Genomic DNA, 18,493 nt, shown 5'->3' with positions numbered 1-18,493 from the left:
ATTTATGTAACTATAATTAGTACCAAAAGAGCAAAACAATGGGAAAATCGAAAAAGCTATTAGAAAAATTAACTAATGCTAAAAATACCTTTATTTGGAGCGACTTGCTTACCTTGTTAGCGCAATTAGGCTATGAAAAACGTGAAATGGCAGGCTCTCGTGTCAGATTTTACCACGCAGAGCTTAATCACTTAATCTTGTTACATAAACCTCACCCAGAAAATTATATCAAAGGTGGGGCGTTAAAATCAGTGAAAGACGGATTAAAAGGAGTAGGATTACTATGACATTACTCAAATATAAAGGCTATGTAGGTACGATAGAAGCAGATTTAGAAAATAATGTGCTATTTGGAAAATTAGCATATATTCGAGATGTGGTTACCTACGAGGCAGAAACATTACCGCAGTTAGAGAAAGAATTTCAAACATCTGTAGATCTATATTTGCAAGACTGCCAAGAACTTGGGCGAACACCAGATAAACCGTTCAAAGGGGTATTTAATGTGAGAGTTAGTGAGGAACTGCATCGCAATGCTGTGCTCGCAGCAGGAGCTCTCAGCCTTAATGCGTTTGTTGCCGAAGCCATTAAAGAAAAAATCGAACGCACTGGGATAACAAATTAATACTATCTCGCATCATTCCCCTACAAAACAAAACAAAAGTGCGGTACAATTCCGCACTTATTTTTATCTAAAATTAACCAATCGCCGAGAAAATAATGGAAGCATTTAATCAATATATTCCTGATGAAATCACGATGTGTCGTTTTGGGGCAAAATTAATGCAAATTGCAAGCAATATCCCGACAGATAACGGCATTATTATTTATTTAAACGGCGATCTTGGGGCAGGCAAAACCACGTTAAGCCGTGGGATGATTCAAGGACTAGGTTATTCAGGCAAGGTAAAAAGCCCCACTTATACGTTAGTTGAGGAATATCATTTAACGGAAAAATCAATTTATCATTTTGATTTATATCGTTTAAGTGATCCCGAAGAATTGGAGTTTATGGGCATTCGTGATTATTTTAATGCGCAAAGTATTTGCTTGATCGAATGGTCGGAAAAAGGGCGAGGTCTATTACCGCCAGCCGATCTCATTATCAATATTGACTATGTTGATGATGCACGTAATGTTGCACTCCTTCCCAACTCCAGAGAAGGTAAACAAATTTTACAATTAATGAAACAAACTATTTCGTCACCCAGTTAAATAAAAATGATGAAAAAATATTATTTATTTCTTACCGCACTTTGTTCCTGTGTATTGCTCACTACACCGGCATTTGCTGCTGCGTGGACTATTGCTATCGATCCCGGCCACGGTGGAAAAGATCCGGGAGCAATCAGCCGTACACAGAAAATCTATGAGAAAAATGTTACGCTTTCTATTGCCAGAGAGCTAAAAGCCTTATTGGATAAAGATCCCAATTTCCGTGCGGTTCTCACTCGCAAAGGCGACTATTATATTTCTGTTCCTGAACGTTCTGAAATTGCACGTAAATACAAAGCAAACTATTTGGTTTCTATTCACGCAGATTCCTCCGTTTCACCAGATTTACGCGGTGCTTCCGTGTGGGTGCTGTCTAATCGTCGTGCAAACAGTGAAATGGGGCAATGGTTGGAAGATCACGAAAAGCGTTCCGAGCTATTAGGTGGCGCAGGCTCAGTGCTTGCTTCACATAAAGAGAAATATTTAGATCAAACGGTGCTTGATTTACAATTTGGTCATAGCCAACGTGTGGGCTATGAATTGGGTTCGATTGTGTTACGCCGTTTTGCTCAAATCACGACGTTAAGCCGTAGCACGCCACAACACGCGAGCCTTGGGGTATTGCGTTCGCCAGATATTCCTTCGATCTTAGTGGAAACGGGGTTTTTGTCTAACCCTGATGAAGAAAAAAAGCTTAATTCTCTTGCATATCGCAAAAAATTAGCCCGTGTTATTTATGATAGTCTGGTTGATTTTCGTCGCCGTAATGTCAAAACCGAAATCAATGTGGCTAAAACACCTAGTACAGAAAGTGCGGTCAAAAATACGCGTGAAACCACTAGCGACTTACCAAAAGATAGCGGTATTCGCCATAAAGTGAAAAATGGTGAAAGTCTTGGGGGATTAGCAAACAAATATAATGTCAAAATGAATGACATTATTGCATTAAATCAGCTTAAACGCCGTGAGCTTTGGATTGGTGAAACCATTAAAATCCCTGATAATGGTAAAAATAGCAAAACAGAAAACAGCAAGTCGAACAGTACAAATACAGATAGCAGAAAAACAGATAAAACGGCGAATAAAAATACAAAAACTGAGAATAAAGGAAAAGATAAAACAACACCGAAATTCCATACAGTGAAAAAAGACCAAACCCTGTATGCGATTTCTCGTGAGTATAATATTCCTGTGCCTACCTTATTGAAATTGAACCCAAAACTCAAAGATGGGAAAGTAAAAACAGGACAAAAAATTCAGCTAAGGAATTAGGAAAAACAATGCCAATAAAAATTCTGCCACCTCAGCTTGCTAATCAAATCGCCGCTGGTGAAGTTGTTGAACGTCCCGCCTCAGTCGTCAAAGAACTGGTAGAAAACAGCCTTGATGCTGGCGCAACGAAAATTCAGGTAGATATTGAAAATGGCGGTGCCAATTTAATTCGTATTCGAGACGATGGTATCGGTATCGCAAAAGATGAACTCGCCTTAGCCCTTGCTCGTCACGCCACGAGCAAAATCGCCAGTCTTGAGGATTTAGAGGCCATTTTAAGTTTAGGCTTCCGCGGTGAGGCGTTAGCAAGTATTAGTTCCGTTTCTCGCCTGACCCTGACTTCTCGTACCGAACAACAAAAAGAAGCGTGGCAGGTTTATGCGCAAGGGCGAGATATGGAAACCACCATCAAACCAGCTTCACACCCAGTGGGAACAACGGTTGAAGTGGCTAATTTATTTTTTAATACGCCAGCAAGACGCAAATTTTTACGCACTGATAAAACTGAATTTGCTCATATTGATGAAGTGATCCGTCGTATCGCCTTAGCAAAACCACATATTGCCTTTACGCTTACCCATAATGGGAAAACAGTGCGTCAATACAAAAGTGCGGGGGATTTTTCGCAAAAATTAAAACGAATTGCAGCGATTTGTGGGGAAGAATTTGTTCAACACGCCTTACATATTGATTGGAAACACGATGATCTCCATCTTTCAGGCTGGGTTGCCGATCCTTTCTTTAAGCATACCCAAAATGATTTAAACTATTGTTATGTAAATGGCAGAATGGTACGCGATAAAGTGATCACTCACGCCATACGCCAAGCCTATGCTGAACATTTAGAGAGCAATGAATATCCTGCTTATATTCTTTTTATTGATATTAATCCCAATGATGTAGATGTTAATGTTCACCCAACAAAGCACGAAGTACGCTTCCAGCAAGCTCGCCTTGTTCACGATTTTATCTACCAAGGCATACAAAATGCCCTGCTTACAAGCCTAGAACTCGGCGGAAAAATGCTTAATGCTGAACATAAACTAACGCAACAACCGCTCTCGTCTGAACTCAGCGAACAAGCCACATCACAAGTGCAAGAACCTGACGGGGTATGGCAGCCTAATGTTGGAAAACTTAATCGTAGTGCAGCAGGAAGAAATATTTTTCAACCAACGGACTATTCTGTTTCCCCCTCGCTAAATAAAGAAAAAGCGACAAATCATCCCGCTATTCCACCAGCAGGTTATAGCAAGCCAAAAAGCGAAATCACTAAAACAGAAAGTCAGGCTTATGGCGAATTACTTCGCCCAGCCTCACCGACACAGGGAGAAAACCCAGTTTTAATCGTTCAAGCGACGCAAGAAAGTTCACTGCCAACTAGCCGAATGTTACGCGCATTAGCCTTAGTACAAAATCAAGCGCTACTTTTACAGCAAGAGCAGGAATTTTATTTATTACCAATCAAAAAATTACAACAAATGCAAACGATGTTGTCTTTGCAGGAAAAAGATATTGCCCAGCAAGCATTATTAATTCCTATACTCTTCCGTTTAGATGAAAAACAGCAATCGGCTTGGGAAAAACAACACACCTTTTTCGCTCAAATCGGTTTTCACTTTAATGAAAATCTTACTCAACATCGAATTAGCCTGATTAAGGTGCCTGCCTGCTTACGCCAGCATAATTTACAGCAATGTGTAGGGAACTTACTCAATCAACAAAACGAAAATATGCACCAATTTTTGACCGCACTTTGTCAACAGCTTGATTATAAAACGATAGACGTATTTGGAGATGCGGTAAATTTACTCAATGAAACCGAACAATTATTACATCGACAGCCAAATCAATCGCTTTCTCAGCTATTTATTCCTATTGATTGGCAAATCTATTTAGGGAAGGAAAATAGCTAATGCACACAAAGCCACGAGCCATTTTCTTAATGGGACCAACTGCTTCAGGAAAAACAGACTTAGCGATCAAATTACGCCAACATTTCCCAGTTGAAGTCATCAGCGTCGATTCTGCCTTAATTTATCGGGGAATGGATATTGGCACTGCAAAACCGAATGCGGCTGAACTTGCTCTTGCTCCGCATCGTTTAATTGATATAAAAGATCCCAGTGAAAGCTATTCGGCGGCAAATTTTCGCCACGATGCCTTACTGGAAATGGAAAACATCAGTAAACAGGGTAAAATCCCCTTGTTAGTCGGTGGCACAATGCTCTATTACAAAGCCTTGCTGGAAGGGCTTTCACCATTACCTTCGGCAGATGAACGTTTACGCCAAGAAATTGAGCAAAAAGCAGTGCAAATCGGTTGGAATGGCTTACATCAAGAGTTAGCAAAAATCGATCCTATTTCTGCGCAACGTATTAACCCGAATGACAGCCAACGGATCAACCGTGCGTTAGAAGTGTTTTATCTCACGGGAAAATCGCTCACTGAACTGACTGAGCAAAAAGGTGAGGCACTGCCTTATGACATCACACAATTTGCCATCGCCCCACAAGAACGCCAAGTATTACACCAACGTATTGAACTGCGTTTTCATAAAATGATTGAACAAGGTTTTCAACAAGAAGTCGAAAAACTTTATCAACGTGGTGATTTACACACTGATTTACCTTCTATTCGCTGTGTTGGCTACCGCCAAATGTGGGATTATTTGCAGGGTGATTATGATCATCAAGAAATGGTATTTCGTGGAATCTGTGCAACTCGCCAGCTGGCTAAGCGCCAGCTTACTTGGTTACGTGGCTGGAAATCACCGATAACTTGGTTAGACAGTCTCAGCCCTGACAAATCCTTTATGCAAATCGCGCAAACGTTAAAATAATTAAGGCATAGTGATGACATCTGTCAAGATTATTGCTATATTGGCTCACGGAGACGATTTTTGTTCCCCATAAAAAACCCTATAACTAATATAAGAAGGAAAATAACAATGGCAAAAGGACAATCATTACAAGATCCTTACTTAAACGCATTACGTCGCGAACGTATTCCTGTATCCATTTATTTAGTCAATGGCATTAAATTACAAGGACAAATTGAGTCTTTCGATCAATTCGTCATTTTATTAAAAAACACTGTAAATCAAATGGTTTACAAACACGCAATTTCAACTGTTGTGCCTGCTCGTGCAGTTTCTCATCATAATAATCAAGCTCACCAGCAACAACATAACGCAACGCAAGAAATGGCGACAGAAACCTCAGCAGAATCACAGACTGAATAATTTTGGATCATTTAGCTTTTCCAAGTGCGGTGAAAAATTCAGATGAAATTTCTACCGCACTTTTTTCATCATCACAAAACCACTCGCAACGGGCTATTTCGCAAGATCGAGGCATTATTGTACAAGCCTTTTTTTCTGCCGATAAAAATCTTGATGACTTAACTGAATTCCAGTTGCTTGCTGAATCTGCGCAAGTAGATATTGCCACCATTATCACCACAAGCCGTGCCACGCCACAAGCGAAGTATTTCGTTGGACAAGGCAAAGCAGAAGAAATTGCCCAAGCAGTAAAAGATCACAACGCCAATGTGATTTTAATCAATCATTGTTTGACACCCGCACAAACGCGTAATTTAGAAAGCCTATGTGAATGTCGTGTCGTAGATCGCACAGGGTTAATTTTAGATATTTTCGCCCAGCGCGCACGCTCTCACGAAGGGAAATTACAAGTCGAATTAGCCCAATTAAAACATCTTGCCACTCGTTTAATTCGGCGCAAAACAGGCTTGGATCAACAAAAAGGAGCGGTAGGCTTACGCGGGCCGGGAGAAACCCAATTAGAAAGCGATCGACGATTGATTAAAGTTCGTATTGCACAATTGCAACATCGCTTAAATAAAGTGGAAAAGCAACGTCATCAAAATCGTCAGACAAGAAAGAAAGCAGATATTGCCACGATTTCATTGGTCGGCTATACCAATGCGGGTAAATCCACCTTGTTTAATTTGCTCACCAAGGCAGAGGTTTATGCGGCGGATCAACTTTTTGCTACCCTTGATCCAACCCTACGCCGTTTAAACATTCCAGATATTGGAAGCACAATTTTAGCAGACACGGTAGGCTTTATTCGAGATCTGCCACACGATTTGGTTTCCGCGTTCAAATCCACCTTACAAGAAACCAGCGAGGCAAGCCTGTTATTACACGTTGTGGATTGCGCTGATGTACGAAAACGAGAAAATATCAATGCGGTGAATGAGGTTTTGCAACAAATCCAAGCCAATCAAGTCCCGACATTACTGGTTTATAACAAAATTGATCAAGTGGAAAACCTTGTTCCACATATTGAATATGATGATCAAAATCGTCCAGTGGGCGTGTATATTTCTGCCCATTTACAACAAGGTATTCCCTTATTATTTGAAGCCATTCGACAAAAATTAAGCAAAAGGATTGTGCAATTACAACTTTGTTTGCCACCGCAAGCAGGCAAAATCCGTCATTGGCTATATGAAATGGATTGTATTCGTGAAGAAAAAATCAGTGAGCAAGGGGAATTTTTACTCAAGGTAAATATTGAGCAAAGCGAATGGCAAAAATTATTAAAAAAACAACCGCACTTAGCAAACTACCAAGATGAATAAAAGTTGCTTTTGCGGTATTTCCCCCTTATTTTCCTATGCCATATTGTTTTAATTTATTGGCGATGGCAGTATGCGAAACGCCTAATCTTGAAGCCAGTTTTCTGGTGCTAGGATATTCCTCATAAAATTTCTGCAACACCATTGCCTCAAAATTATTCATAATTTCATCAAGGGTTTGATTAGCAAATTGCTCAATACTTGGTAATGCAATTTCCTGTTCCACTAAGTGCAAATCCGCAATAGCAAGCTGATTATTCTCAGCCAAAGAACAAGCTCGATATAACGCATTGTGCAATTCTCGTACATTCCCCGCCCAAGTATAATGGGCAAGATAATTTAAAAATGCGCCATCAAAATGGGGGACGGAAATCCCTAGCTGTTGGCTAATTTGTTGGACAAATAATGTGGTAAGTTGTGGAATATCTTCTTTGCGTTCACGTAGCGCTGGAATATTAAGACTTAATACATTAAGGCGATGAAATAAATCTTCACGCATTTTGCCTTTTTCTACATAATGACTAAGGGGAACTTGTGAGGTACAAATCACACGAACATTAGCATAATGCTCTTTTTCCTCGCCTACACGGCGAAAAGTACCATCATTTAAAAAACGTAATAATTTTGCCTGTAAACTAAGTGGCAACTCTGCCACGCTATCTAATAATACGCTACCTCCATTCGCATATTCAAAAAAGCCTTGATTTACCGTTTCCCCATAAGCTCGCCCGAACATTTCACTTTCTGCATCTTCACTCGGTAAACCGGCACAATTGACCGCAATAAACTTATTTTCTCTTCTTTGACTAGAAAAATGGCAAGCTTTGGCGATAAGATCTTTCCCCGTACCGGTTTCACCTTGAATAAGCAAAGGCGCATCAAGCAGAGCAAATTTTTTGGCTTTTTCCACCACCTCTTGCATTTTGCGACTTTGTGTAACCACTTGTGAAAAAAGATTTTTTTCTGCTGGCATTACTGGCTTTCCATCCCATTTTTCTGATAAAACTGGCAAACATTGTAAACTTTTCCGTAAAAATGGAAAGAAAAATTTACAATCTTAATCGTCTTTTAAGGTAGCCGTTTATTTTTAAGAATAGACCTATTGAAATGATAACGGTTATCAATTAAAATCTTTCCCCTTTATTTATTCGCTCATAGGAAATATCGTGTTTGAATTAAACGCAGTGTCGTTCGCCTTGCCTGAAAAAGTGTTGTTGCACCCTATATCACTGCAATTTAACACGGGAAAAATCTATGGCATTATTGGACCAAACGGATCGGGAAAATCAACCTTAATCAAACTTCTCGCTCGCCAACAAATGCCAACCAGTGGGCAACTCAAATTTAATCAACGTGTCATTCAGCAATGGAAACATAGAGCCTTTGCGCGCGAAGTTGCCTATCTGCCACAATATTTGCCACAGGCAAATAACCTAACCACCAGAGGGCTGCTACAAATGGGGCGTTATGCGTGGAATGGACTATTAGGGCGTAACCTCAAACAAGACGAACAAGCCATTCAAAATGCGCTTGAATGGACAAATATGCAAAGCTACGCCGATCAATTTGTCGATACCCTTTCAGGGGGCGAACGTTCTCGTGTATGGCTTGCAATGTTACTGGCTCAACAAAGCCGTTTTTTATTATTAGATGAACCGTTAGCGGCATTGGATATTGCACATCAAGTGGAAGTGATGCAACTCATTCAAAAACTGGTGAAAAACTTAAATCTAGGGGTGATTATTGTGATCCACGACATCAATCTTGCCGCACGTTTTTGTGATAAGCTAATCGCCTTGCAGTCGGGCAAATTATTAATGCAAGGCTCCCCACAAAACATAATGACACCACAAGCCTTAGCACAGATTTATCATATTCATTTACAGGTGCAAGCTCATCCCATTGATCACATTCCTGTTGCATTTTTTTAAGGGGAAATAGTGAAAATACTGGCTTATTTCTTACACATTTTTCTACTTATTTTTACGACACCTGTGCTTGCTAGTGCGAAAGTAGCAACATTAGACTGGACCATTGCCGAAACCCTATTAGGGCTAGGTGTTTCCCCGACTGCGGTTGGTGATAAGCAAAGTTACCAAAATTGGGTGAATGAACCCAGCTTGCCTGCTACAACGATTGATTTAGGAACAAGATTGCAACCGAATAAAGAATTGCTTGCACAACTTGATATTAATGCCTTTCCTAATAGCGATATGTATCTTGCGACGGCACAGGCTAATTTACCTTATTTACGCAATATCAATAACATCCCCTTAGTCAATTTCTATAAAACAGGAGATTTTTGGCAGAACCAACTACAAGCAACACGCCAACTTGCACAAGTAATCAATGTTGATCCCACCGCCTTGATTACACAAACATTAACTACGTTTGCAAGCCAGAAAGCTACACTTCAAGAGGTGCGAGATCGTCCTTTATTAATCGTACAATTTATTGATGGTCGTCATCTGCGGGTGTATGGCAAACAAAGCCTACCGGGTGTCGTTCTAACACAACTCGGTCTCCAAAATGCGTGGCAAGGGCAGGTAAACTTATGGGGATTTAGCCTAATTAGCCTCAATCAACTGGCTCAATTTGCGCAAGCTAAACTGGTGATTATCAAGCCTTATCCCCAAAATGTTCCGAAAGAGTTAGCGAATAATAGCCTATGGCAAACGCTTCCTTTAGCGAAAGATCCTCTCATTCTTCCTGCCATTTGGACATTCGGAGCATTACCATCTGCACAGCGTTTAGCCATTGCATTAAGCCAAGGGTTACGCCAACCACAAGGGGAACAAGCAAAATGGTAACACGCCGTTTAATGCCAAGCCTTGCTGTCATCGTAGTGATTTTATTTGTTCTCGTGCTTTTTCAACAACTCGGGCAAAGCGACACGAGTCAGCTACTCGTCTTTAATTTTACCTTGCCAAGAGTGTTAATGGCGATTTTATCTGGAGTGAGTTTAGGGATTGCTTCGTTGCTCTTACAACAAATAATGAATAATTCACTTGCTTCAGACAGCACACTTGCCGTCAGTGCAGGGGCGCAATTTAGCCTTTTTGTGGTAACACTATTTTTCCCTAGTCTATTACAATGGGGGGCAACGCCCATCGCCTTTATCGGCGCATTATTTGCACTCAGCTTAGTCTTACTCCTCGCTTGGCGAAAAATGATTTCCCCTTTGTTGATTGTCCTTGCTGGACTTGTCGTGAACTTTTATCTCGGCGCATTTTCCTCTTTACTCATTCTTTTTTATCCTGAGGAAAGTCGTGGTTTACTCCTGTGGGGAAGTGGCTCATTAGTTCAAGAAAGCTGGTATGATAGCCTCACTCTATTGCCATTACTGGCACCAGCCATTTTGGCTGTCATCTTACTTAGCCCCGCTTTACAAGCATTACAACTCGAAGAAAGCAATGCACAAAGTTTAGGCGTGAATGTAAAAAAAATTCGCGTTATTGGTATTTTGCTCGCGGCTTATTTGGTTGCTATCGTGGTCAGCCGTGTTGGTATGCTTGCCTTTATTGGCTTAGCCGCAACTACGCTTGCTCGCCAATTCCCAGATTACCGCATTAAAACCTTATTATGGCGAAGTGCCTATTTTGCCAGCAGTTTATTACTTATCGCCGATCTCAGCCTGCAATTACTCGAAAAATGGCAAACGATGACCTTACCAACAGGATCAATTACCGCCCTGCTCGGCACACCGTTATTATTATGGCTCGTCTTTAAACATCGCCAACAATATGGACGCGTACAAGAAAATGCCATAACGTGGAAAAATACGCCGAAAAAAAGCACCGCACTTTATTTACCTTTACTTTTACTGGCTGCGCTATCCTGTTCCTTATGGCTAGCGCAAGGAATAGATGGCTGGCAAATCTATTTAGACAATAACCTGTTCACCTTGCGTTTTCCTCGCATTGCCTATGCATTTTGTGCGGGAATAATGCTTGCCGTAGCTGGAACCCTATTACAACGACTAAGCCACAACCCAATGGCAAGCCCTGAATTGCTTGGCATTACCTCTGGGGTAAGCTTTGGTGTATTGCTTGCCATTTTTATCACCGGCACCACCTTACTCAGCCAATATGCCCTATGGGGAGGATTGGGGGCGTGTTTTATTGTCTGGCTGATTTGGATAATCAATCGCCGTAATGGTTTACAGCCCGATCAAGTATTACTCACAGGAATAAGCATTTCAGCCTTATTTGAAGCGGTACAACGAATACTGGTTGCAAGCGGCGATCCGCGAGCTTGGCAATTATTAAATTGGGGATCAGGTTCAACCTATTACGCAACAAATGATGTGGCGATCCCAATGCTGTTTATCGCGATTATCCTCTTTTTATTCAGCTTTATTTTCGTCCGTTGGCTAGATTTATTTGCACTAAATAGCGTCATTGCCCAATCTCTTGGGGTAAATATACTCAAGGCGCGCGGTATCCTATTTGCTTTTGCGATTTTACTCACGCTATTTGCGACCTTGCTCATTGGTGCATTAAGTTTTATCGGCTTGCTTGCGCCCCATTTAGCCTACCACCTAGGCTTTCGCCATAGTAAAAACCAACTCCTCGCCGCAGGATTATTAGGCGGAACCATTATGGTTATTGCCGATTGGCTAGGACGCCAGCTGCTATTTCCCTATGAAATTCCAGCAGGCTTGATTGCTACCTTACTCGGTGGCAGCTATTTTTTATGGCTAATGAGAAAAATATAACGAATTTTACGGAAAATTCATAAGATGTTGTTACAGAGTTTTCCTCCCTTAAGTAAGTACATTACTTAAGTAATCCCTCGCCAAGTGCGAATTTGGAGGAATTTTATACCGCACTAAAAATAAGCCGTTATAAAGTGCGGTCAAAAAATTCCAATTTTTTGATGATAAAGATAGGAGAAATCCAATGAAAAAACTCACACAACTTACCTTAATTTGCGGACTTGCTTTGCCTTTTGCCAGCCAAGCACACGATCTATGGGCTTATGCCCAACAGGCCGAAGCGGGCAAAGATTTGCTTGCGGTACTTGGCTATGGCGATCACTTTCCTGAAGGAGAAAAAATTGCCGAGGGACGTTTAAATATCTTAAATCCGTTGGTGTTGCATCGTGCGGACGGCACAAGCACTACCCTAACCCAAAAGGGCGAAAATTACCATTATGTTACCACCAGCCCATTGGCGAAAGCAGAATACAAAATTTCAGGTAGCTACAAACCAACCTTCTGGTCAAAAAATGACAATGGTTGGAAACGTGAAAACCTCAGTCAAATGAAAGATGCCAATTACTGTGAAGAATCCAGTATGTTTTCATCTACCTATGTGAATACAGGGGTTGAAGTTAGCGACTTTGCCATCAAACCTGTTGGGTTAGATTTAGAAATTGTTCCCTTAGTTGATCCAACCACCTTAAGTCCGATGGAAGTTTTCCCTGTACAGGTGTTATATAAAGGGCAACCAGCCAAAGGGATTACGGTGATTGGAACGACAAACGAATTTACCAAACTTGATGAAAAAGCGGTTTATGATCACCGTGAACCACAAGCATTTTCAGGTAAAACGGATTCACAAGGAAAAGTGAATTTTATTCCAGCCCTAAAAGGCACTTGGAAAATCAAGGCAATTTATGAAATGGATTATCCAGATCAAAAAATCTGCCAAAAACGTAAATTGTATAGTACTTATACATTTAGTATTAAATAATAAACGATTAGGCTAGCTCATCTTGCTAGCCTTTTACTCGGAGCTTTTATGACAAAAAAATTTTTTAAATTATCACTAATTTCCACCGCACTTTTTATCACAAGCCAAGTTGTTATTGCAGAAGAAATACAATTAGCCCCTATTGATGTAATTGGATCCGTATCGAAAACGGGGAAAGTAGAATATCTTTCACCTGGTTCAACGGAAACCTTAGATCAAGCAAAAATGAGTGAGAAAGGATACCAACAAGTCGATCAAATCGGTCGTTATGAGGCAGGCATATTAAGCCAGCCTTTTGGCGGAGATATAGACACCCATGATTGGATTAAAATTCGAGGATTTAATCCAACAATTCGCTTAGATGGAACAACATTATACGATTTTGGTTTCTATCATTGGCAACCAAACTTGTATGGCTTAGAAACAATAGAAATAGTAAAAGGTGCTGATTCTTTAACTTATGGAAGTGCCAACGCAGGTGGTTTAATTAACTTAATCAGTAAACGTCCAAATAAAGAAAAAGTTGGGCAAGGAGAAGTTAAACTCACCTTAGGTAATCGCCATGAAAGAGGCATTGCTACAGACTATACGGGAACAATCAGTGAAACGGTACATTACCGTATTGTAGCGGACTATCTACGCCATAATGGTGAACCCAAAGGGAGTTATAGTGATGCGTACTATCTTGCTCCTAGTCTATCTTGGAACATTTCTCAAAATACAAATTTCACTTTATTAGCAAGCATTCAACACGATGATGGTATACCGTCTTCGGGCTTTTTCCCTAAATATGACATACTAAAACGTGGCGGCTTTTCAAGTCGAACAAATTTCGCACAAAATGTTGATGAATACTTCAGACGCAATCAATATAGTATCGGTTACGAATTGAGGCATCAAGTTTCAGATGGATTAATATTTAGCTCAAACTATCGGTATGCTTATAGCAACAAGGATCAATTTAGTGCCTCTTTAGGCTGGGACGGAACAAGCCTTAGTACAATGCTCATACGGGGTAAAACATTTACTCATACAATTGATAACCACCTTAGCCAAACTTGGAAATTTAATGAGATAGAAAATACTTTACTGGGTGGTTTTGATTATTCTCATTCAAAAAATACTGCATCTAATGGTTACGGTAAGGTAGCATTAAATAACCTTTATGGTAATTACCCAACCGCAGCAGCCCCTTTTTCTGCTTTAACGCCTTATATAAATAAAGATCGTCAATTAGGTCTTTATCTTCAAAACCATTTTAGTTTCCAAAATAAATTACTCATCAATTTAGGTGTAAGACGTGATTTTGCAAAAGGTGATTATCGCAGTGCATCACAGAATAAACCCTATGATGTTGCACAAAATACTTATGCTGCTGGGATAATGTATATTACCGAAAATGGGTTAGCTCCGTACTATAATTATTCTGAATCATTCAAACCTCTCCCAAGTACCAATGTGAATGGTACGTTTGTGAGATATAAGCCCTATGAAGGAGAACAACACGAGTTTGGATTAAAATACTTACCTCAATTTATTGAAGGGAAGTTATCTCTTGCCTACTTTAATCTAAAAGAAAAAAATGCACTTATTACCAATACTGTTAACGGACACTCCATTAGCACTCAAGCTGGAAAACAAACAAGTAAAGGTATAGAGTTACAAGCTGATATAAATTTAACGGAAAATTTAGCTACACTTGTTTCTTATACATATACTAAATCCAAAACTCACGCAGATAAAATCACTCGTACTGCACTCATTCCAAAACATAGCTATTCTGCTTATTTAAATTACCGTTTTACAGGCAATGCCTTATCAGGTTTACAACTTGGTACGGGCATTCGCTATACAGGAACTAGCACAAATGGGATGAGTGATGAAAAAATCCCAGCCTATACTCTCGTTGATATTACGGCAAAATATGATTTTTCACCACATTGGGGTGCTCAATTAAATATTTCTAACTTACTGAATAAAAAATATGTGAGTGCTTGTGATTCATATTGGTGTTATATGGGGGAAGGTCGCAGAATCACAGGGAATATTTCTTATAAATTCTAATTTAAAATAATCTCAGGGCTGAGCAACTCAGCCCTTTTTCTTTCTACAAAAAATCTGCTATGGTAAGCTCTTCTCTCTCAATATAGGAAAACCGATGTTAAGCTATCTTAAAGAGCATTTTTTTATCCTAATTCTATGGTTAAAAAAACCAAGTAACGCCTTATGGCTCACCCCTATTTTAGGGGCATTATTTGCTGTCTTTCTGGCACTTTTCTCTGCATTGATTGAAAACAAAGCATTGCCGATAGAGATTATGCCAGATGTTAGCGAGAAATTACTCAATGACATTCTCAGCATTATGGCATCGAGTATGTTAGCGGTGAGTACCTTTTCCCTTTCTATTATGGTTTCGGCTTTTTCTTCTGCTTCTAACGGGGCAACGCCAAGAGCGACCGAATTAGTAATGGGAGATAACACCACACGCCTTGCGATTTCAAGTTTTATTTCAGCCTTTGTTTATGCGGTGATTGCCAAAATAACCTTAGGAATGGGTTATTACAACGAGGCGGGGCGATTTGTGCTATTTATTGGGACGATTTGTGTACTCATTTATTTAATTACCACCTTGATTACGTGGGTGAGTGCGTTATCACAGCTTGGGTTATTAAATAATACCTTAGAAAAGATTGAAACTGCCTCACAGCAAGCCTTAAACAATTATTGGCAACAGCCAAATATGGGGGCAAAATCCCTTGAGAAAATTCAATTTTCCTACTCAATTCACGCGCATAAAACTGGCTATTTGAGCCATATAAATATGCAAAATTTGCAAGATTTTGCTGATAATAATGACTGCGAAATTGAAATTGCCATTCAACCCGGAAAATTGGTTTATACGAATATGCCAATCGCCTATGTCAATAAGCCCATTGAACACATCGCTCAACTGCAAGAAAATTTTATCATCGAAAACAACCGCTCTTATGCGCAAGATCCTAAATTTGGTTTGATTGTATTAAGCGAAGTGGCGCAACGTGCCTTATCGCAAGCGGTGAACGATCCCGGCACGGCAATTAAAGTGATTAGCGTTTTATTACGCTTACTACTTGATAGCAAAGCAGAAAAGCAAGCCGTGAAATATGATCGTCTGGCAATGTTAAATCTCAACGAACAAGAACTCGTTTTACAATCCTTCACTCCTATTTGTCGTGATGGAAGTGCAATGTTAGAAATTCACATCAAAGTACAAAAAGCACTCGCCATACTGTGGAGGCAATCAGATAATCAAGCCATTTGTAACGCCGCATTCAAACAAGCAAAAATAGATTTAGATTATGCCCTAAACGGACTTTCACTGGAAAGCGAAAAGGCACAAATCGACGCCTTACATCAAGCACTTTTCCATTAAAAAAGTGCCGATTATTCGGCACTTCCCTTATCACTCGGTTGGAATATTTCGCATTCTGTTATTCAGACGATACGTTTTATAGCAAATCCTTAACTAAGGCTAAAATTTCATTGATTTGTGCCGAAGAGAGTTTCCCTTCGTGAACAAACTTCACTTTTGCCTCTTTATCCAACACCACAATCAAACTTTCTTTCTCTTTTAATTTCCACGCATTTTTCACCGCACTTTGATTATCTAGCACAATCTGGCTGTGGGCATTTTCTTTTTTGGCTTTTTCAGCACTACTGCGCACAAAAGCCCCCGTGCCAAAAATCGCATCATCTGCATTAATAATATTTGTGGTTTGATATTGTGCGCCATTAAAATGCTGTGCTTTGATAGCTTCCATTAAAGGATAATTTTTCTCCTTTACCGAGCTACGCCCTGCAATATGCTGCAATACACGAACCTTACCTTTAAGCTGGGTAGATTGCCAAGGCTTTGCACTAATTTCTTGATTTTTAACGATAAGCTCACCTTTATCTGCGACGGTTACCGCAGGTAGGGTTGCATTAAGTTGCAGGTTATGGGCTTGACTGTAAGCACTGCTTAGTAATGCACTAACCCCAAGTAATAAAACTGTTTTTTTCATTTTGTTCCCCTCTAAAAGCCGCTAGTTTAGCGGAAATTCTCTTTTATGGCATCTTTAAAAATCATTACAGTGAAAGAGATTTGTTTGCTATACTTCGCTCGCATTACTACTATTCAATCAAAAAAATGTAACTGATTGTTTATATTGAAATTTAGATAAGAGGAAAAAATGGAACAAACAACTTGTCCAAAATGCCAAGGTGAATATGTTTATCACGACGGTTTAAATTTTGTTTGCCCTGACTGCGCTTATGAATGGTCTGGCGATGAAGAAAATGAGACCGAACAAAAAGTGGTGAAAGACAGCAACGGTAATCCACTGCAAGATGGTGATAGTGTCATTTTAATTAAAGATTTGAAAGTGAAAGGCTCATCTATTGTATTGAAAAAAGGCACAAAAGCGAAAAACATTCGCTTAGTTGATGGCGATCACGATGTAGATTGCAAAATTGACGGCCAAAGTTTCTCATTAAAATCAGCTTTTTTGAAAAAAGCTTAATAAATAGAGCTTAAGCATTATAATATTTAGCTATTAGGGAGAGTATTTTATTTCTCCCTTTTATCAATTTCTGAAAAAATCATATCCCCACCAACTTCCCAGAATGACATTTTCCTCTATATATAATCCCACCATAAAATGGCAGAATTAGCTAAAAGTTCATCACGTTGATGTTAGTTCATTTTACGGTTTTTGAAGATGCTCGACGGTCAGTTGATTGGTGGCAAGCTCACTGTTATTGGCATTTTGGCTTGCAATCGCACCGCCTTTGAGGTGAACCTGATTTGCCTCAACGTGATAGCCTCCCTCTTCCGCAAATAATCCCGATTGTTCTGTTACTTGACGATAATGTTCGCTGCCACTGTCCGCATTAAAGCCGATATTGCCACCCCACGCATTGCCAAAGCTGATACTCACACTTAAACCAGCTTGATTGCTTTTACTTTTAAGGTGTTGTTCATCTTGCATACTTTCAATCTGTAACTTACCACCCACATTGGCATCAATACGGTTGGCTTTCGCCGTTGCCCCTTTGAGGGTCAGGTCATTTTGGTTATTAAAGGTTATCTGCGCACTGTCTAAATGGCTGTTGTGATACATTGTGCGTTCCGCATCCCTTTTTTAGCTGCCTCCACCCACGGTAGCATATACCCCAACGCCCGTTTGTGGTCCTGCTTGGGCAAACATCCCCACTTCAACACCCACATTTTGACCGCGCATTTTTTCTTTGCTATGGCTTTTACCTGCTTGTAATTGCGTGTCATACGCCGTCAACGTAATATGGCTATCGGCAAGGCGTTTGCCTTATTCATCGTAGCTGGTTAAATCACTGTGCTCAAGATGAATATTACCGCGCTTTTGCTCCCCATTGGCAAGCGTTTCCCCTGTTCCTGTAGCCGTCAAGTCAATCTGTTTGGCGTTAAACACATTACCTTGGCTAATTTGCGCTTGGCGTTCTTGTGATTGACGGCTATGTGCCACGCCCGTGCCTGATTCTACGCGAATTAAATAGGCTAAACCGTCTTGCTGGGTAACCGTTTTTGCAATCTTTATCATTTCTGTGTTTATCTTGAACAATAGAGAAGCTCATAAAATTAAATGCAATATTAAATATACACAATAGCAAATATAATGAGCAAAACTAAAGTTTTAAATATTTCTTGG

General features: G+C 40.0%; 19 protein-coding genes and 1 pseudogene. 15 read left to right on the top strand and 5 right to left on the bottom strand.

Translation table 11 applies throughout. The features are described from left to right. Positions 1-38: 38 nt before the first annotated feature. From L4F92_RS04300 to hflX, 8 genes are all read left to right on the top strand, one after another. The gene (locus tag L4F92_RS04300) at positions 39-287 is read left to right on the top strand and encodes a type II toxin-antitoxin system HicA family toxin (RefSeq protein WP_250364335.1); all 249 of its coding nucleotides are present in this window, start codon (positions 39-41) and stop codon (positions 285-287) included. Continuing rightward, entirely contained in the window at positions 284-625 is a 342-nt protein-coding gene (locus L4F92_RS04295; protein ID WP_250364334.1) for a type II toxin-antitoxin system HicB family antitoxin, read from the top strand. Before L4F92_RS04300 ends, L4F92_RS04295 begins: the two co-directional genes overlap by 4 nt. Before the next feature lie 95 nt (positions 626-720). After that, positions 721-1,215 carry a tRNA (adenosine(37)-N6)-threonylcarbamoyltransferase complex ATPase subunit type 1 TsaE gene (tsaE, locus tag L4F92_RS04290; protein WP_250350594.1) on the top strand — a complete coding sequence of 165 codons (495 nt, stop codon included), beginning with the start codon at positions 721-723 and terminating at the stop codon, positions 1,213-1,215. A 9-nt stretch (positions 1,216-1,224) separates the two neighbouring features. Continuing rightward, positions 1,225-2,487 (top strand): N-acetylmuramoyl-L-alanine amidase, encoded by a 1,263-nt coding sequence (locus L4F92_RS04285; RefSeq protein WP_250364549.1) that lies wholly within the window; start codon positions 1,225-1,227, stop codon positions 2,485-2,487. Between the two features lie 8 nt (positions 2,488-2,495). Further along, positions 2,496-4,403, top strand: a complete 1,908-nt coding sequence (gene mutL / locus L4F92_RS04280; RefSeq protein WP_250364333.1) for a DNA mismatch repair endonuclease MutL — start codon at positions 2,496-2,498, stop codon at positions 4,401-4,403. Continuing rightward, positions 4,403-5,329 (top strand): tRNA (adenosine(37)-N6)-dimethylallyltransferase MiaA, encoded by a 927-nt coding sequence (miaA, locus tag L4F92_RS04275; protein ID WP_250364332.1) that lies wholly within the window; start codon positions 4,403-4,405, stop codon positions 5,327-5,329. Before mutL ends, miaA begins: the two co-directional genes overlap by 1 nt. Before the next feature lie 108 nt (positions 5,330-5,437). Beyond that, positions 5,438-5,731: an RNA chaperone Hfq gene (gene hfq, locus L4F92_RS04270; RefSeq protein ID WP_250350597.1), complete on the top strand. Its 294-nt coding sequence runs from the start codon at positions 5,438-5,440 to the stop codon at positions 5,729-5,731. Between the two features lie 2 nt (positions 5,732-5,733). Further along, on the top strand, positions 5,734-7,095 hold the full coding sequence (gene hflX, locus L4F92_RS04265; protein ID WP_250364331.1) for a ribosome rescue GTPase HflX: 1,362 nt from the start codon (positions 5,734-5,736) through the stop codon (positions 7,093-7,095). A gap of 25 nt (positions 7,096-7,120) precedes the next feature. On the opposite strand, the gene L4F92_RS04260 is transcribed toward hflX, so the two are convergent. Continuing rightward, the gene (locus tag L4F92_RS04260) at positions 7,121-8,065 is read right to left on the bottom strand and encodes a sigma 54-interacting transcriptional regulator (protein WP_250364330.1); all 945 of its coding nucleotides are present in this window, start codon (positions 8,063-8,065) and stop codon (positions 7,121-7,123) included. A gap of 193 nt (positions 8,066-8,258) precedes the next feature. Here L4F92_RS04260 and L4F92_RS04255 point away from each other — a divergent pair, with 193 nt between their 5' ends. The 6 genes from L4F92_RS04255 to L4F92_RS04230 all read left to right on the top strand — a co-directional run bounded on the left by L4F92_RS04255 (position 8,259) and on the right by L4F92_RS04230 (position 16,200). Further along, a complete protein-coding gene (locus L4F92_RS04255) occupies positions 8,259-9,023 on the top strand; it encodes an ABC transporter ATP-binding protein (RefSeq protein ID WP_250364329.1) in 765 nt (254 codons plus the stop codon). A 9-nt stretch (positions 9,024-9,032) separates the two neighbouring features. Then, complete coding sequence (locus tag L4F92_RS04250; RefSeq protein ID WP_326938222.1) at positions 9,033-9,902, top strand: ABC transporter substrate-binding protein; 870 nt, start codon at positions 9,033-9,035, stop codon at positions 9,900-9,902. Next, the gene (gene fhuB / locus L4F92_RS04245; RefSeq protein WP_250364328.1) at positions 9,896-11,809 is read left to right on the top strand and encodes a Fe(3+)-hydroxamate ABC transporter permease FhuB; all 1,914 of its coding nucleotides are present in this window, start codon (positions 9,896-9,898) and stop codon (positions 11,807-11,809) included. Before L4F92_RS04250 ends, fhuB begins: the two co-directional genes overlap by 7 nt. A 184-nt stretch (positions 11,810-11,993) precedes the next feature. Continuing rightward, complete coding sequence (locus L4F92_RS04240; protein WP_250350602.1) at positions 11,994-12,788, top strand: DUF4198 domain-containing protein; 795 nt, start codon at positions 11,994-11,996, stop codon at positions 12,786-12,788. Between the two features lie 48 nt (positions 12,789-12,836). Continuing rightward, entirely contained in the window at positions 12,837-14,852 is a 2,016-nt protein-coding gene (locus L4F92_RS04235) for a TonB-dependent siderophore receptor (RefSeq protein ID WP_250350603.1), read from the top strand. Positions 14,853-14,946: 94 nt separating this feature from the next. Continuing rightward, complete coding sequence (locus L4F92_RS04230) at positions 14,947-16,200, top strand: DUF2254 domain-containing protein (RefSeq protein ID WP_250364327.1); 1,254 nt, start codon at positions 14,947-14,949, stop codon at positions 16,198-16,200. Between the two features lie 76 nt (positions 16,201-16,276). On the opposite strand, the gene L4F92_RS04225 is transcribed toward L4F92_RS04230, so the two are convergent. Then, the gene (locus tag L4F92_RS04225) at positions 16,277-16,831 is read right to left on the bottom strand and encodes a YtfJ family protein (protein ID WP_250350605.1); all 555 of its coding nucleotides are present in this window, start codon (positions 16,829-16,831) and stop codon (positions 16,277-16,279) included. A gap of 168 nt (positions 16,832-16,999) precedes the next feature. On the opposite strand from L4F92_RS04225, the gene L4F92_RS04220 reads away from it, so the two are divergent. Then, positions 17,000-17,329 (top strand): zinc ribbon domain-containing protein YjdM, encoded by a 330-nt coding sequence (locus L4F92_RS04220; protein WP_250364326.1) that lies wholly within the window; start codon positions 17,000-17,002, stop codon positions 17,327-17,329. A gap of 183 nt (positions 17,330-17,512) precedes the next feature. Here L4F92_RS04220 and L4F92_RS04215 read toward each other — a convergent pair. The 3 genes and pseudogenes from L4F92_RS04215 to L4F92_RS04205 all read right to left on the bottom strand — a co-directional run. Continuing rightward, a pseudogene (locus tag L4F92_RS04215) lies at positions 17,513-17,932 on the bottom strand (hemagglutinin repeat-containing protein); the annotation flags it as partial. A gap of 18 nt (positions 17,933-17,950) precedes the next feature. Further along, entirely contained in the window at positions 17,951-18,103 is a 153-nt protein-coding gene (locus L4F92_RS04210) for a hypothetical protein (protein ID WP_250364324.1), read from the bottom strand. 30 nt (positions 18,104-18,133) lie between these two features. Beyond that, positions 18,134-18,385, bottom strand: a complete 252-nt coding sequence (locus L4F92_RS04205) for a hypothetical protein (RefSeq protein WP_250364323.1) — start codon at positions 18,383-18,385, stop codon at positions 18,134-18,136. Positions 18,386-18,493 lie beyond the last annotated feature (108 nt).

Origin of the sequence: Avibacterium sp. 21-595, from assembly GCF_023611905.1 — a bacterium.
Taxonomy (GTDB): Bacteria; Pseudomonadota; Gammaproteobacteria; order Enterobacterales; family Pasteurellaceae; genus Avibacterium.
Note: the sequence above shows the minus strand (reverse complement) of the source record. Positions and strands in the feature narration are given on the sequence as shown.